Below are 14,727 nucleotides of genomic sequence, written 5' to 3' on the forward strand. Positions count from 1 at the left end.
GGCGTCACGCGTACTCCGCAGGCTTTACCCCCGGCCGCTGTCCGGCCTCAGCGCGCGATCCGCGCGCCCTTCAGATGGGCGGCGCCCTTGACCACGTCGGTCCACACCAGCCACGCGCCACCGGCATCCACCGCCAGCTTCGGGTAGCCGCTGGCCAGGCCGCGTGCGCCCAACTTGGCGATCTGGATCTTTTGCAGCGGTTTCGACAGATCGAGCGCGTAGCGGGCCAACATCAGCGTCTGCCCCTGCGCGTCCTCGCGCAGCCAGGCCACCCATACTTGCTGCGTATCGATGGCGACCGCGGCACGCCCCAGCACCGCAGCGCCGGCATCCACCGCGACCGGCGCGAAGAAGCGATCCCCGGAATTCGGGCTGCGCGCCAGCCGCAGCGTCGGCGTGCCGCCGGCTTCGCTGTACCAGGCCACCACCGCGGTGTCGCCGGACGCGGCCAGCGCCGGGCCGGCCACCGGGCAGGCGTCGATCTTCCAGCCGTCGGCGTGGATGATCTTGGGCGCGCTCCAGGCGCCGTTTTCCAGCCGCGTCACCGCGATGTCGCGGATCTCGTCGTCACTGCGGTCGCGGTACGCCAGCAGCGGGCCGCGCGCAGTCATCGCCACCGCGGTCTGGCAGCAGTCGCAGCTGCGCGCATCGACCTGCGCGTCGACGCCGCGGTTCAGGCTCATGTCGAAGCGGTTGGCCCGCAACTGCATCGCGCCGCTGACCGCGTTATGACCGTCCGGCCCGTGCGCTTCGCCGATGCCCTGCGCGCGACCGTCCAGCCAGGCGATGCCCAGCGCATCCGCGCCGTCCGGCCACAGCGCGGCGAAGCCGTGCTCGACCGGCCGCGCGTCGTCGTTGACGCGGGTGATCTGGGTCCAGGCCATGCCGCCATCGCGCGAGCGCGCCAGCACCAGGTCATAGCCGCCGGCATCGTCCGGCTGGCGCTGCAGCCATTGCGCCCACAGCGCGCCGTCCGGCGTGGCCAGCAGGTGCGGGGTGTCGGCGGCATTGGCGATCAGCGAATTGCCCACGGCAATGGTGCGCGGCTGGCTCTGCCATCCGGCCTGTTCGGTGTAGGACGCGAACTGCAGCGCGTTGCGCCGGCCGCCACGGCGGTTGATCCAGCTCAGCAGCACGCGCTCGCCCGGCGCCGATACCAGATCCGGCGCCATTGATCCCGCTTCCGCGGGCAGCACCCAGGTCTGCACCGCGTAGTCGCCGTTGGCGGGTTTGGGTGGAGTGGCGTCGCGCTTGCAGGCCGCCAGCAGCGGCAGCGAGCAGGCGAAGGCGAAGGCGAGTGCCGTGCGTGTGTTCATCGGCGCAGGATACGCCCACCGGATCATCGAGGCGGCCCGGACGGGGCATTCACGACGCGGTTCCAAGTGCCGCTGCGCGAACGCCCTGCGCCATTGCCGCGTGCCTCAGGCCGCGCGTTCGCGCCTTGCCCGCTCCAGGTGCACCAGCAGCAGCGAGATCGCCGCCGGGGTGACGCCCGGGATGCGCTGCGCCTGGCCCACGGTCTGCGGGCGCACGCGCTGGAGTTTCTGCAGCACCTCGGCGGACAGGCCGCGCACGCCGGCGTAATCGAACGCGTCGGGAATCGCGGTGGTTTCGTTGCGCTGCGCGCGCGCGATCTCCTCGCGCTGGCGGTCGAGGTAGCCGGCGTACTTGGTCTCGATCTCCACCTGCTCGGCCACCTTCGCGTCGTCCGCACCCGGGCCGAGCTCCGGCACCCGCATCAGTGCGGCGTAGTCCAGCTCCGGCCGGCGCAGCAGATCCAGCGCGCTGTTCTCGCGGCTGACTTCGACGCCAAGATGACGCGCCAGCGCCGCGCCCAGCGCGTTGTTCGGCGCCGCCCACAGCGCGGACAGGCGCGCGGTTTCAGCCACGATCGCTTCACGCTTGCGCGAGAATTTTTCCCAGCGCGCGGCGTCCACCAGCCCGAGTTCGCGGCCCATCGGCGTGAGCCGCGCATCGGCATTGTCTTCGCGCAATTGCAGCCGGTATTCGGCGCGCGAGGTGAACATGCGGTAGGGCTCGCTGGTGCCGTGGGTGATCAGGTCATCGACCAGCACGCCGAGATACGCCTGGTCGCGGCGCAGGCTCCACGCCTCCTGCCCGCGCACGCAACGCGCCGCGTTGACGCCGGCCAGCAGGCCCTGCGCGGCGGCCTCCTCGTAGCCGGTGGTGCCGTTGATCTGGCCGGCGAAGAACAGCCCCGCCACCGCCTTGGTTTCCAGCGACGCCTTCAGACCGCGCGGATCGAAGAAGTCGTATTCGATGGCGTAGCCGGGGCGGGTGATGTGCGCCTGCTCGAAGCCGCGGATGCTGCGCACCAGGTCCAGCTGCACGTCGAACGGCAGCGAGGTGGAAATGCCGTTCGGGTAGATCTCGCTGACGCTCAGCCCTTCCGGCTCGACGAAGATCTGGTGACTGGCCTTCTCGGCGAAGCGCACCACCTTGTCCTCGATCGACGGGCAGTAGCGCGGGCCGATGCCCTCGATCTGGCCGGAATACAGCGGGCTGCGGTGCAGCGCATCGCGGATGATCTGGTGGGTGCGTTCGCAGGTATCGGTGATCCAGCAGCTGACCTGCGCCGGCTGGTCTTCGTGGCGGCCCATGAACGACATCACCGGGCGCGGCGTGTCGCCCGGCTGTTCCACCATCACCGAATAGTCCAGCGTGCGGCCGTCGATGCGCGGCGGCGTGCCGGTCTTGAGCCGTTCGACCACGAAGCGACCTTCGCGCAGCTTGTGCGCCAGCGCGGTGGACGGCGGATCGCCCATGCGGCCGGCGGCGTACTGGGTTTCGCCGATGTGGATCTTGCCGGCGAGGAAGGTGCCGGCGGTCAGCACCACCGCCGGTGCGTGGAAACGCAGGCCGGTGTTGGTGATCGCGCCGCGAACGGCGTCGCCTTCGATGACCAGATCATCGACCGCGGCCTGGAACACGGTGAGCCTGTCCTGGGTTTCCACCGCGCGGCGGATGAAGCTGCGGTACAGCGCGCGATCGGCCTGGCAGCGGGTGGCGCGCACCGCCGGGCCTTTCGACGCATTGAGCGTGCGCCACTGGATGCCGGCGGCGTCGGCGGCCTTGGCCATGATCCCGCCGAGCGCGTCGATTTCCTTGACCAGATGGCCCTTGCCGATGCCGCCGATGGCCGGGTTGCAGCTCATCGCGCCGACCGTGTCGATGCTGTGGGTCAGCAGCAGCGTGCGCGCACCGGCGCGGGCGGCGGCCAGCGCGGCTTCGGTGCCGGCATGGCCGCCGCCGATGACGATGACGTCGAAGTTATGGAAGCTGGCGCGCATGCGGGCATTATCGCGCGCGCCGTGCGGGCGCGGCCGGGCAGGGTTGGCACGGTTCATGCTTTGGATAGATCAGCACCCGCCCTGGCACGCCAGTTGGCGACGATCGGACTGAACAGGGGCCGATTACGCGCAGGACGGGGACGCTACGGGGGCCGGTTGTCGGGGGACAGCCGGCCCCCACTTTGTTTCCGGGGCCGCGGCATGCGCTTCCGGCCTGATCGGACGGAGGCGGCGCAGTGCGCCAGAAAGGAAAGCGCCGGTGCCCGCGAGACGCGGAACAGGGGGGATCCGGAGAATCCCGTCAGGCACCGGCATGGCTAGATTAGCGCGAACCGGCGCGAAGTGACGCTCCGGGTCAGTGTTTCGACAATCTCCGGTTCAGCCTGTGACGAAGCTCACAAAGCGCCCGGCAACGTGGCCTCAGGTGGTCCATCGGAGCACCTGCGCTAGCATGCGCCGATGACCACCCAAGCCCTGCCGCTACCCGCTATCGCCGATATTTTCGATGCCGCCGCGCGCATCGCCCCGCACGCCCACGCCACCCCGGTACTGACCTCGCACGCACTCGACGCGGAGGCCGGGGCAAGCCTGCATTTCAAGGCCGAGCAGCTGCAGCGCATCGGCGCGTTCAAGTTCCGCGGCGCCTGCAACGCGGTGTTCTCGCTGGATGCCGCGCAGGCCGCGCGCGGCGTGGTCACCCATTCCTCCGGCAACCACGGCGCGGCACTGGCGCTGGCGGCGAAACTGCGCGGCATTCCCTGCCACGTGGTGGTGCCCGACGGCGCGGTTGCGGCCAAGCTGGCGGCGATCGAACACTACGGCGCGATCCTGCACCGCTGCGCGCCCACGATCGCCGCGCGCGAAGCGAGCTGCGCGCAGGTGCAGGCCTACACCGGCGGCAGCATCGTGCATCCGTACACCGATCCGCGGGTGATCGCCGGCCAGGGCACCGCCGCGTTGGAACTGCTGACCGCGCAGCCCGATCTGGATGCGCTGGTAGTGCCGCTGGGCGGCGGCGGGCTGGCGGCGGGCACCGCGCTGGCGATGCGCGCGCTGGCGCCGCAGTGCAGGCTGTTCCTCGCCGAGCCCATCGGTGCGGCCGACGGCGCGCGTTCGTTCGCGCGCGGCGCGCTCGACCTCGACATGGTCCCTGACACCGTTTGCGACGGCCTGCGCGGCACCCTGGGCGCAATCAACTTCGACCTGCTGCGCGCGGCCGATGCGCAGGTGCTGACCGTGGACGACGCGCGCACGATCGCCGCGATGCGGCTGCTGTGGACCCGCACCAAGCAGCTGGTCGAACCTTCGTCGGCGATCGCACTGGCGGCGGTGCTGGCGCATCCCGAGCACTTCGCCGGGCGCCGCGTCGGCATCGTGCTGTCCGGCGGAAACGTCGACCTGGACGCGCTGCCGACGCTGCTGGCGCGCGCCGCCTGAAGCTCAGTCCAGCGGCAGCGGCGCGACGTGCGGGCGCGCGCCACCGACGAGGGTCGTGGTGGCAGGCTGGCGCGGAATCCACAGGCTGAACACCACCTCGCCGTCGCGGTTCGCCGCCGCCACCTCGCCGCCGTGCGCACGCACGAACTGGTCGACGATGTACAGCCCAAGCCCCAGCCCGCTGCAGGCCTGGAAGCTGCTCTTGAACGGCTCGAACAGCCGCGGCAGCAGCGCTTCGTCGATGCAACCGCGGTTGCGCACCTGCACCTGCAGGCGATTGCAGTCGCTGCCGTCCAGGCGCAGCGACACCGGCGCCCCCTCGGCATGGCGCACCGCGTTGCCCACCAGATTGGACAGCACCTGGGTCATCCGGTCGACGTCGAAACGGCCGCCCATCGTGCCTTCGCACGCCAGCTCGACGGCAACCCCGGGGGCGGACTGGCGCAGCTCCTCGGCCACTTGGTCGGCGACCGCGCGCAGATCGCCTTCCTGCGGCTCCAGCCGCAGCACGCCGGAGCGGATCTTCGAGAAGTCCAGCAGCTGGGCAATCATCCGCGCCATCCGGTGGGCGCTGTCGAGGATGCGCCCGGCGATCCGGCTGCGATCGGTTTCCGGCGGCATCAGTTCCAGCGATTCCGCGCACAGGCTGATCACCGACAGCGGCGTGCGCAGGTCGTGCGTCATCACCGCGATCATGGTTTCGTTGAGCGCCAGCGCACGCGCCAGCCGCTCGTTGTTCTGCCGCATCAGCTCGCGCTGGCGGGCCATCTCCACGAACACCTGCACTTTGCTGAGGATGACGTGCGGCTCGACCGGCTTGTACAGGAAATCCACCGCGCCGCTGTCGTAGCCGCGGAACATCCGGCGCTGATCACGGGGGGAGGCGGTCAGGAAGAGGATCGGCACTTCGCGGGTACGGCTGGAGCCGCGCATCAGCTCCGCCAGATCGAAGCCGTTCATCTCAGGCATGTTGACGTCCAGCAGCGCCACCGCCACCGAATGGGTCAACAGCAGTTCCAGCGCCTGCGCGCCGGATTCGGCGGTCAGCACCGACAGGCCCTCGCCCTCCAGCACCGCGCGCATCGCCATCAGGTTCTGAGGCACGTCGTCCACCACCAGCACGTTCGCCTGCAGCGGCGCCGTTTCCGTCTCGGAAAGATTCATCGATCCACCCCCGCCAGCTGCTCGACCATCTGCTGCAACGTGAGCACGGCGTCGGCGCCGGCGGTCGCCAGCGCTGCCGCCGGCATCACCGGCATTTCCGCTTCGTCCGGGTCCTGCACCCAGACCCTGCCGCCGGCGCGGCGCACCGCGGCCGCGCCCTGTGCGCCGTCGGCGCTGGCGCCGGTCAGCACGATCGCCAGCAGCTCATGCTGCCAGACATGCGCGGCGGATTCGAACAGCACGTCGATGGACGGCATCGAATACAGCGGCGGTGTGTCCACCGACAACGCCACGTGCCCGGCATCTTCCACCATCAGGTGGTAGTCCGCCGGTGCCAGCAGCACCTGGCCGGCGACGATGGGCTGCTTGTCCTCGGCCTCCAGCACCGGCAGGGCGGCCGTGCCCGCCATCACTTCGGCCAGCTGGCTGGGGCGCCCACGCGGCAGATGGATCACCACCAGCACCGCACACGGCAGCCGGGCCGGCAGCCCGGCCAGCAGTTCGCGCACCGCCGCCACGCCGCCGGCGGAGGCGCCGATCACGATGGCTGTTGGCGGTGGCTGCAACAGGCTCATGCCTTCTTCCGGAACAGTTTCTGCGCCGCCACCAGCGGCTCGAACGCATTGGCGTTGGCGCCGGAGCGCAGCGATTCCCGGCTGCCCAGGCCCAGAAAGCCGCGATGCACCAGCGCCTCGCGGAACAGACCGATCGCACGGTCCTGCAGACCGGCGTTGAAGTAGATCAGCACGTTGCGGCAGGACACCAGGTGCACTTCCGAGAACACCGCGTCGGTGGCCAGGCTGTGGTCGGCGAACACCACATGCTTGCGCAGGTGGCGGTCGAACACCGCGCGGCCATAGGCGCTGCTGTAGTAGTCGGACAGCGAGCCGGTGCCGCCCGCGGCCTGGTAGTTCTTGCTGAAGCCGCCCACCCGCCGCGCTTCGTAGGTGGCGCTTTCGGCCGCGCGCAGCGCCTGCGGATTGATGTCGGTGGCATAGATCAGGGTGCGTTCCAGGAGGCCCTCCTCGGCCAGCAGGATCGCCAGCGACCAGACCTCCTCGCCATTGCTGCAACCGGCCACCCAGATCTTCAGCGAAGGATAGGTGCGCAGGACCGGCGCTACGTGCTCGCGCAGGGCCAGGAAATAGGCCGGGTCGCGGAACATCTCCGAGACCTGCACGGTGAAGAACGGCAGCGCCTGCGCGAACGCATCCGGCTCGTGCAGGACCAGGTTCTGCAGGTCGGCCACGCTCTCGCACTCCAGCCGCTGCATGGCCTGGCGCACGCGCCGGCGCACCGAGGCCAGGGCGTAGTCGCGGAAGTCGTGGTGGTAGCGCTGGAACAGCGCCTCCAGCAGCAGCCGCACCTCCAGGTCGAACAACGCCTCCTCGTTCACGGCCGCGAACACCACACCCGGCACAGCGACACCAGTTTGTCCACATCGATGGGCTTGGCGATGTAGTCGTTGGCGCCGGCATCGAAGCAGCGCTGGCGGTCATCGCGCATCACCTTGGCGGTCAACGCGATGATCGGCAGTTCGGCCAGCCGCGGCTGCGCTCGGATCCGGCGCATCGCCTCCAGCCCGTCCATCTCCGGCATCATGATGTCCATCAGCACCAGGTCGAAGCTGCGCTGCTCCAGCACCTCCAGTGCCTCGCGGCCATTGCGCGCGATCTCCAGCCGCACCCCCATCGGTTCCAGCACGCTGGACAGGGCGAAGATGTTGCGCACGTCGTCTTCCACCAGCAGCACGCTGCGCCCGTCCAGCGCACTGTCGCGGCGACGCGCCTCGGCCAGCAGCCGCTGCTGATCGCCCGGCAGCTGCGCCTCGACGCTGTGCAGGAACAGGGTGACTTCGTCCAGCAGCCGTTCCGGCGAGCGCGCGCCCTTGATGATGATGCTGCTGGAGTAGCGGCGCAGGCGCTGCTCCTGCTCGCGTCCGAGCGAACGGCCGGTGTAGACGATCACCGGCGGCGCGGATGCACCGTGGCCGCGGGCGATCTGTTCCAGCAGCGCGTCGCCGCTGCCGTCGGTCAGCGCCAGGTCGGTCACCACGCAGTCGAATGGGGCGCCGGCCAGTGCCTGCTGCGCCTCGTCCACGCTGCCTACCGCCACGATGCTCAGGCCGTCGCGGGCCAGCAGCGCGCGCAGGCTGGCGCGCAGGTCGGGGTCGTCCTCGACGATCAACAGGCGCTGGCCGTCGCGACGGCTGCGGGATTCCAGCGCGCGCAGCGCACCGCCCAGCATCTCGCGGGTGGCCGGCTTGCACAGGTAGCCCACCGCGCCCATTTCCAGCGCCAGCTGGGTGCGATCCAGTGCCGACACCACGTGCACCGGGATGTGGCGGGTGGTGGGGTCGCGCTTGAGCCGCTCCAGCACGCCCAGGCCGGAGCCGTCGGGCAGGCCGATATCCAGCAGGATGCCGCAGGGCGCCAGTTCGGCGGCCAGCGCGATCGCCTCCGCCGCGCTGGCGGCGACCACGCAGTCGAAGTCGAGGTCATGGGCGATGTCCACCATCGCCGCCGCGAAGGCAGGTTCGTCCTCCACCACCAACACCAGGCGGCCAGGCCGTGCGGGACAGGCGCGGTCATCCGGCACCAGGCCCATCGCCGGCGGCGCGTGCTGTTCCGCCACAGCCCCGTCCGGCGGCGGCTGCACGAGCGCGCGGGCGGCAGCGGGTGCTGGCGCTGGCTCGGGCATCGCCGACGCCAGCGCGGCCGCGCTCATGTCGGCCGGCAACTCCAGGGTGAAGCAACTGCCCTCGCCGGGCGTGCTGCGGACCTGCAGGGTGCCGCCCATGCGCCGCGCCAGGTCGCGCGAGATGGACAGCCCCAGGCCAGTGCCGCCGAAGCGCCGGCTGGTGCTGCCGTCGGCTTGGCGGAACGCTTCGAAAATCGCCTCGTGTTGGTCGGCCGGAATGCCGATGCCGGTATCGGTGACCACGAACGCCAGCCGGTCGCCCTGCCGGGCTTCCATCCGCAACGTGACCTCGCCCTGCTCGGTGAACTTGATCGCGTTGGCCAGCAGGTTCTTGAGGATCTGCTTGAGACGCTTCACATCGCCCACCCCGATGGCATCGAAGTCGCCCTCGATGCGCAGGGCGAGGCCCTTGTCGGCGGCCAGCGGCTGGAATATGTCGTGCAGGCGGGTGGCCACCCACCGCAGGTCCAGCGGGTCGGCCGCCAACTCCACGTACCCGGCCTCGATCCGCGACAAATCCAGGATGTCGTTGATCAGCACCAGCAGGTCGTTGTTGGCGGCGTGGATGGCGTGGGCGTAGCGCACCTGCTCCTCGGTCAGCGTGCCCGGCTTGTTGTCCGCCAGCAGCTTGGCCAGGATCAGCGCGCTGTTGAGCGGCGTGCGCAGCTCGTGCGACATGTTGGCCAGGAACTCGGACTTGTAGCGGCTGGCCTCGGCCAGCGCATGCGCATTGCGCTCCAGATCCGCCTGCACCGCCAGCAGGCTGCGCCGCTGCGATTCCAGCTGGTGGGTGCGCTCCTCCAGGCGCACATTGGTCCGCTCCAGCTCCGCTTGCTGCGCCTCCAGGATCGCCTGCGACTGCTGCAGCGAGTTGCTCTGTTCTTCCAGCTCCTCGTTGGCGACCTGCAGTTCTTCCTGCTGGGTCTGCAGCTCGGCGCTCTGGCGCTGGGTTTCCTCCAGCAGGTCCAGCAGTTGCTGGCGCACGTTGGCGGCGCGCAGCGCAACGCCGATGGGTTCGCCGGCGGCGCGGATCAGCTTCAGCTCCAGCCGCGACGAAATCGGCGGCTTGCCCATGCGGCCCATCTCGAACGCACCGATGACCTCGCCGTCCAGGGTGATCGGCGCCAGCAGCAGTTCCCCCGGGGTGCTGGTGCCGAGGCTGGTGGCCAGCACCAGATGCGAGGCCTGCACCGGCGCGATCCGCTGGGCGCGCCCGCTGCGCACGGTTTCCGCCACCGCGCCGTCGCCGTGGCGCAGGCTGCGCGGCTGGTTGGGCGGCATCGCCAGCCCGCCGACCAGGGTCAATTCGCTGTCGTTGCTCTGGTAGAGCGCGCCGACGGGTGCGCCCAGACGATCGCCCAGTACCGAGAGCGCGTTGTGCGCCAGCGCCTCCGGCGACTGGCTGCCGCGCAGCGACACCATCAGCTCGGCCAGGCTTTCCTCGAGCCACAGCGCCTCGCTCACCTGCACGCGCGCCAGCAGCGCATCGCGCACCACCCAGGCCAGCACCCAGCAGCAGCCCGCGCCGATGGCGCGGTTGAGGTTGGCCATGAACGGATCGATGCCGTCCGGCGACAGCCAGCTGCCCAACGCCAGCAGTACCGTGGCGATGGCCGCCACCAGCAGCGGCCCGCGGGGGCGCTCCTGGAAGAACGCCAGCGCCACCGCGACGAAATACATGCACCATTCCGCGTAACCCAGCGGGGTGATCGCATCCAGCAGCAGGGTGACCACGAGGGTCAGGACGATGGCGATCCAGGCGGCGTGCTGGCGGATGTCTTGGGGGGGCATGCGCTAACCCGTTGGGGAACGCCCTAGCCTAACCCCTTGCCTGTGGAGACCGCGTCAACCGCCGCGGTCACTGCGCAATGCGCGCACTTCGCGGCGGTCACGGGCGGCATCGCGGGCCACCACCCAGGCGAACAGCGCGATCCCCGCCACCACCACCAACGCCCCCAACAGCGCCTGCCCGCGTGGCCAGGCCTCGCCCAGGAACAGTGCGCCCAGCAGCGCCGCGATCAGCACCTCGGCCGCCTGCATCGCCTCCACCGCGCCCAGCGCGGTGCCGTTGTCGCGGACCATGCCAGTGGCCTGGAAGAACAGGATGGTGGCGATCACCCCGGCGCTCAGCGCCACTCCGAACGCCAGCCCAAGCTGTGCCGCCGGCGGCGGCCCGGCCTGCGTCCATGCCCACAGCGACAGCGCCAGCCACGCCGGCTGGCTGGCCAGGGTCAGGCCGAACACCCGCTGGGTGGCATTGAGTTCGATGCCGCGCTTTTCCAGATGCAGCAACAGCCCGCGGTTGCCCAACGGATAGGCGAACGCGCTGGCGCCCACGCAGGCCAGCGCCAGCCACCCGCCCGCGTCCAGCGCGCCCTGCGCATGGCCCAGCTGCATCAGCAGCACCCCGGCCACGATCAGCGCAGCCACCGCGAAGCCGGCGCGCGGGATGCGCGCGCGCGCATCGTCGTACAGCAGCGGCGCGCACAGCATGCCGGCCAGCGCGGTCACCTGGAAGGTGCCGGCCACCAGCCACGACGGTCCGCTGGCGGCGGCGTAGCAAAGCAGCGCGTAGAACAGGAAAAAGCCGACCCCGCTCCACAGCAACCACGCGCCGGGCGCGGCGCGGATCGCCCTCCACACCGGCGCCACCCCGCCCTGCCACGGCATCAACGGCAGCAGCAGCGGCAGCACGAACAGGTAACGCAGCGCCGCCGTCCAGGCCCAGTGCCCACCCTCCAGCGCCGCGGCGCGGTTGAGCACATAGGTGGCGGTGAAGAACAGCGCCGACAGCAGCGATAGCGCGACCGCCGGCAGCGCCCGCCGCGACGGGCTCATCCGCGACGCCGGATCGGGATTCGCGCCACCGGCACCGCCACCAGATCGGCACCGCCTTCGCGGATCGGCGCGCCCGGCTCCGGCGCCCACGCCATCGCGCTGATGATTTCCCAGGTCGCCGGCAGGCCGGCATCGAAGCGGTGCGCTTCATACGCGGCGGCGGCGGCGGCAAAACGCCCGCGCCCGGTCAAGGTGGCGCGGCGGCCGGCCAGCGCATTGGTCGCACCCAGCGCGCGCAGCTCGTGCATCAGCGCCGGCAGGTCCGGGTACACGGTGGTTTCCTCGTCGCGGTCCACCACCGGCTGGAAGAAGCCGGCGTTGATGAGCGCATCGCCGATCCCCGCGGTGTCCACGAACGGGCTGACGTGCGGCGCGGCGTCGGCCTGCGCGAACGCGCCGCGCAGCTCCCACAGGGTTTCCGGGCCAAAGGTCGAGAACAGCAGCAGGCCCTGCGGCTTGAGCACGCGGCGGAAGCCGTTGAGCACCGATTCCAGGTCCTCCACCCATTGCAGGCACAGGTTGGAAAACACAACGTCCACGCTGCCGTCGGCCAGCGGTAGCTGGCGCGCATCCGCGCAGACCTGCACTGGCGCGCGCGCGAACGGGTTGGGCAGCCAGCGCGACGCCGGCTTGGCCGCGGCGCGTGCTTGCCGCAGCATCGGCAGCGCAAGATCCAGCGACAGGATCTCCGCCTTCGGCCAGCGCTGCTGCAGCAGCGCGCTGGCATGGCCGGTGCCGCAGCCGAGGTCGAGCACGCGCTGCGGCGGCTGGCGCGCCAGCGCGGGATCGTCGAGGTAGTCCAGCGACTCCATCAGCCGCGCTTCGGCCAGACGTTGCAGCTGCGCCACCGCGTCATAGCCGGAGGCCGAACGCGAGAACGCGCGCCGCACCTGCCTGGCGTCGAACAGCGGCGCACTCATGCGCCCGCCTCCACGAGGAAGCCAAGCAGCGCCTGCGCGACCTCATCCGCATGGGTCAGGAACGGCGCGTGGCCGGCATGCTCGATCTGAACGTAGCGCGCGTTCGGCGCCAGCGCGGCGGACGCTTGCATCGCCGCCGGATTGACCAGCCGGTCGCGGCGCCCGCCCAGCCACAGGCTGGGCACGGCCAGCGCCGGCAGGGCGTCGCGCAGGTCGCTGTCTTCCAGCACCTGCAGCCCCTCCGCGAGCACCCGTGGCGACGGTTCGCCATGCGCCAGCACCTCGTCGCGCAGCATCCGCAGCTCCTCACGCATGCGGTCGGAGCCGAACGCCTCCAGCGCGATGAAGCGGTCGATGGTGGCCTGCCAGTCCAGCCGCAGGCCGTCGGCGAAGCCGTGGAAGACTTCGGCCGGCATGCCCTGCGGCCAGTCGTCGGCGACCACGAATTTGGGCGTGGCGCAGACCATCGCCAGCGCCGGCACGCGCAACGGCTGCAGCGACGCCGCGCGCAGCGCGACCAGCCCGCCCAGCGACCAGCCGCACCACGGCGCCACAGGCAACGTCTCCAGCAGCGCCTGCGCGCAGGCATCAAGCGCCAGCGGCACCCCGCAATCGCGGCTGTGGCCGTGGCCGGGCAGGTCCACCACGTGCAGGGTGCGGTGCGCGCGCAGCGCCTCCACCAGCGGCGCGAAGATGCCGCCGTGCATGGCCCAGCCATGCAGCAGCACCAGCGGCGGGCCGCTGCCCACGATTTCCACATGCAGCTTGTTCATTGATCTCGCGCCAACAGCGCGCGGCAGGTTCCGGAACCGCGCATTATCGCGCGAAGCCGATCCCGCCCGCCGTATCGTGGGCTGATCACCCAGCCACCGGAGCCGCCCATGCATGCCAGCCGCCAGCCATCCCTCGACGATTCCGGGCTGTGGCGCGAGCAGGCGCTGATAGCCGGGCAATGGCGCGACTCGGACGCCGGCGGCCGCTGCGAAGTGCGCAATCCCGCCAGCGGGGCGCTGCTGGGCACGGTGCCGGACATGGGCGCAGCGGAAACCCGCCAGGCGGTCGATGCCGCCCACGCCGCCTTTCCGGCATGGGCCGCCACCACCGCGAAACAGCGCGCGCAGGTACTGCGCCGGATGCACGACCTGATGATGCAGCACCAGCACGACCTGGCCGTGCTGATGACCGCCGAACAGGGCAAGCCGCTGGCGGAAGCGCTGGGCGAGATCGCGTATTCGGCCAGCTACTTCGAGTGGTTCGGCGAACAGGCCAAGCGCATGGACGGCGACACCGTCCCCGGCCATGCCGCCGACAAGCGCATCCTCACCCTGCGCCAGCCGGTAGGCGTGGTCGCCGCGATCACGCCGTGGAATTTCCCCTCGGCGATGCTGGGCCGCAAGCTGGGACCGGCGCTCGCAGCGGGCTGCACGGTGGTCTGCAAACCGGCGCTGCAGACGCCGTTCTCGGCGCTGGCGCTGGGCGTGATCGGCGAACGCGCCGGGCTGCCGCCGGGCGTGATGAACATCGTGACCGGCGACGACGCGCCCGCCATCGGTGCCGAGATGACCGCCAACCCGAAGGTGCGCAAGCTCGGCTTCACCGGCTCCACCGCGGTCGGCAAGCAGCTGATGGCGCAGTGCGCGGGCGGGCTCAAGCGGCTGTCGCTGGAACTGGGCGGCAATGCGCCGTTCATCGTGTTCGACGACGCCGACCTCGACGCCGCGGTGGCCGGCGCCATCGCCAGCAAGTTCCGCAACAGCGGGCAGACCTGCGTCTGCGCCAACCGACTGTTCGTGCAGGCGGGGGTCCATGGCGCGTTCGCGGAAAAACTCGTGGCGGCGGTACGCGCGCTGCGGGTGGGTGACGGCCTGCTGGGCGATACCGACCAAGGCCCGCTGATCGATGCCAAGGCGCTGGCCAAGGTCGAAGCGCATATCGCCGATGCGCTGGCGAAGGGCGCGCGCATCGCCATCGGTGGCCATCGCCACGCGCTGGGCGGCACCTTCTTCGAACCCACCGTGCTGCTCGACGCCGGCGACAACATGCTGCTGGCGCACGAGGAAACCTTCGGCCCGGTGGCGCCGCTGCTGCGCTTCGAAACCGAAGACGAGGTGCTGCGCCGTGCCAACGCCACTCCGTTCGGACTGGCCGCGTATTTCTACACCCGCGACCTGGCCCGCAGCTGGCGGGTGTCGGAAGCGCTGCAGGCCGGCATGGTGGGCATCAACACCGGGCTGATTTCCACCGAGGTGGCGCCGTTCGGCGGGGTGAAGCAGTCCGGCGTCGGCCGCGAAGGATCGAAGTACGGCCTCGACGACTACACCGAGCTGAAGTACGTCTGCATCGGCGGCGTGTAGCGC

11 protein-coding genes are annotated in these 14,727 nt (G+C 70.7%); 2 read left to right on the forward strand and 9 right to left on the reverse strand.

Annotated features, from left to right (window positions below; all coding sequences use genetic code 11):
- Nucleotides 1-47: 47 nt before the first annotated feature.
- Together G582_RS16970 and mnmG are read right to left on the reverse strand one after the other, a co-directional pair.
- The gene (locus G582_RS16970; protein WP_156880581.1) at nucleotides 48-1,316 is read right to left on the reverse strand and encodes a sialidase family protein; all 1,269 of its coding nucleotides are present in this window, start codon (nucleotides 1,314-1,316) and stop codon (nucleotides 48-50) included.
- 105 nt (nucleotides 1,317-1,421) lie between these two features.
- Nucleotides 1,422-3,311: a tRNA uridine-5-carboxymethylaminomethyl(34) synthesis enzyme MnmG gene (mnmG, locus tag G582_RS0114520; protein ID WP_028840432.1), complete on the reverse strand. Its 1,890-nt coding sequence runs from the start codon at nucleotides 3,309-3,311 to the stop codon at nucleotides 1,422-1,424.
- A 459-nt stretch (nucleotides 3,312-3,770) separates the two neighbouring features.
- On the opposite strand from mnmG, the gene G582_RS0114525 reads away from it, so the two are divergent.
- Nucleotides 3,771-4,748, forward strand: coding sequence for a pyridoxal-phosphate dependent enzyme (locus G582_RS0114525; protein WP_038054489.1), 978 nt, complete (start codon nucleotides 3,771-3,773; stop codon nucleotides 4,746-4,748).
- 3 nt (nucleotides 4,749-4,751) lie between these two features.
- Here the strand turns inward: G582_RS0114525 and G582_RS16975 are convergent, their stop codons facing one another.
- The 7 genes from G582_RS16975 to bioH are packed head-to-tail and all read right to left on the reverse strand — an operon-like array spanning nucleotide 4,752 to nucleotide 13,134.
- On the reverse strand, nucleotides 4,752-5,912 hold the full coding sequence (locus tag G582_RS16975) for a hybrid sensor histidine kinase/response regulator (protein ID WP_051247359.1): 1,161 nt from the start codon (nucleotides 5,910-5,912) through the stop codon (nucleotides 4,752-4,754).
- On the reverse strand, nucleotides 5,909-6,487 hold the full coding sequence (locus G582_RS0114535) for a chemotaxis protein CheB (protein WP_028840434.1): 579 nt from the start codon (nucleotides 6,485-6,487) through the stop codon (nucleotides 5,909-5,911). The genes G582_RS16975 and G582_RS0114535 overlap by 4 nt, the downstream gene beginning before the upstream one ends.
- Nucleotides 6,484-7,332 carry a CheR family methyltransferase gene (locus tag G582_RS0114540; RefSeq protein WP_028840435.1) on the reverse strand — a complete coding sequence of 283 codons (849 nt, stop codon included), beginning with the start codon at nucleotides 7,330-7,332 and terminating at the stop codon, nucleotides 6,484-6,486. Before G582_RS0114540 ends, G582_RS0114535 begins: the two co-directional genes overlap by 4 nt.
- A complete protein-coding gene (locus G582_RS0114545) occupies nucleotides 7,305-10,403 on the reverse strand; it encodes a hybrid sensor histidine kinase/response regulator (RefSeq protein ID WP_028840436.1) in 3,099 nt (1,032 codons plus the stop codon). The genes G582_RS0114540 and G582_RS0114545 overlap by 28 nt, the downstream gene beginning before the upstream one ends.
- 54 nt (nucleotides 10,404-10,457) lie before the next feature.
- Nucleotides 10,458-11,450, reverse strand: coding sequence for a multidrug resistance efflux transporter family protein (locus tag G582_RS0114550; RefSeq protein WP_038054492.1), 993 nt, complete (start codon nucleotides 11,448-11,450; stop codon nucleotides 10,458-10,460).
- Entirely contained in the window at nucleotides 11,447-12,370 is a 924-nt protein-coding gene (bioC, locus tag G582_RS0114555) for a malonyl-ACP O-methyltransferase BioC (RefSeq protein WP_028840438.1), read from the reverse strand. Before bioC ends, G582_RS0114550 begins: the two co-directional genes overlap by 4 nt.
- Nucleotides 12,367-13,134, reverse strand: a complete 768-nt coding sequence (gene bioH / locus G582_RS0114560; protein WP_028840439.1) for a pimeloyl-ACP methyl ester esterase BioH — start codon at nucleotides 13,132-13,134, stop codon at nucleotides 12,367-12,369. Before bioH ends, bioC begins: the two co-directional genes overlap by 4 nt.
- 117 nt (nucleotides 13,135-13,251) lie before the next feature.
- Between bioH and G582_RS0114565 the strand changes: the two genes are divergently transcribed.
- The gene (locus tag G582_RS0114565) at nucleotides 13,252-14,724 is read left to right on the forward strand and encodes an NAD-dependent succinate-semialdehyde dehydrogenase (protein ID WP_038054495.1); all 1,473 of its coding nucleotides are present in this window, start codon (nucleotides 13,252-13,254) and stop codon (nucleotides 14,722-14,724) included.
- Nucleotides 14,725-14,727 lie beyond the last annotated feature (3 nt).

This window comes from Thermomonas fusca DSM 15424, assembly GCF_000423885.1.
Lineage (GTDB): Bacteria > Pseudomonadota > Gammaproteobacteria > Xanthomonadales > Xanthomonadaceae > Thermomonas > Thermomonas fusca.

Coding starts and splice junctions, on each gene's coding strand:
- bioC (WP_028840438.1), bottom strand. CDS start 12,370: ATGAGTGCGCCGCTGTTCGACGCCAGGCAGGTGCGGCGCGCGTTCTCG.
- G582_RS0114545 (WP_028840436.1), bottom strand. CDS start 10,403: ATGCCCCCCCAAGACATCCGCCAGCACGCCGCCTGGATCGCCATCGTC.
- G582_RS0114535 (WP_028840434.1), bottom strand. CDS start 6,487: ATGAGCCTGTTGCAGCCACCGCCAACAGCCATCGTGATCGGCGCCTCC.
- mnmG (WP_028840432.1), bottom strand. CDS start 3,311: ATGCGCGCCAGCTTCCATAACTTCGACGTCATCGTCATCGGCGGCGGC.
- G582_RS16970 (WP_156880581.1), bottom strand. CDS start 1,316: ATGAACACACGCACGGCACTCGCCTTCGCCTTCGCCTGCTCGCTGCCG.
- G582_RS0114565 (WP_038054495.1), top strand. CDS start 13,252: ATGCATGCCAGCCGCCAGCCATCCCTCGACGATTCCGGGCTGTGGCGC.
- G582_RS0114550 (WP_038054492.1), bottom strand. CDS start 11,450: ATGAGCCCGTCGCGGCGGGCGCTGCCGGCGGTCGCGCTATCGCTGCTG.
- G582_RS0114525 (WP_038054489.1), top strand. CDS start 3,771: ATGACCACCCAAGCCCTGCCGCTACCCGCTATCGCCGATATTTTCGAT.
- G582_RS16975 (WP_051247359.1), bottom strand. CDS start 5,912: ATGAATCTTTCCGAGACGGAAACGGCGCCGCTGCAGGCGAACGTGCTG.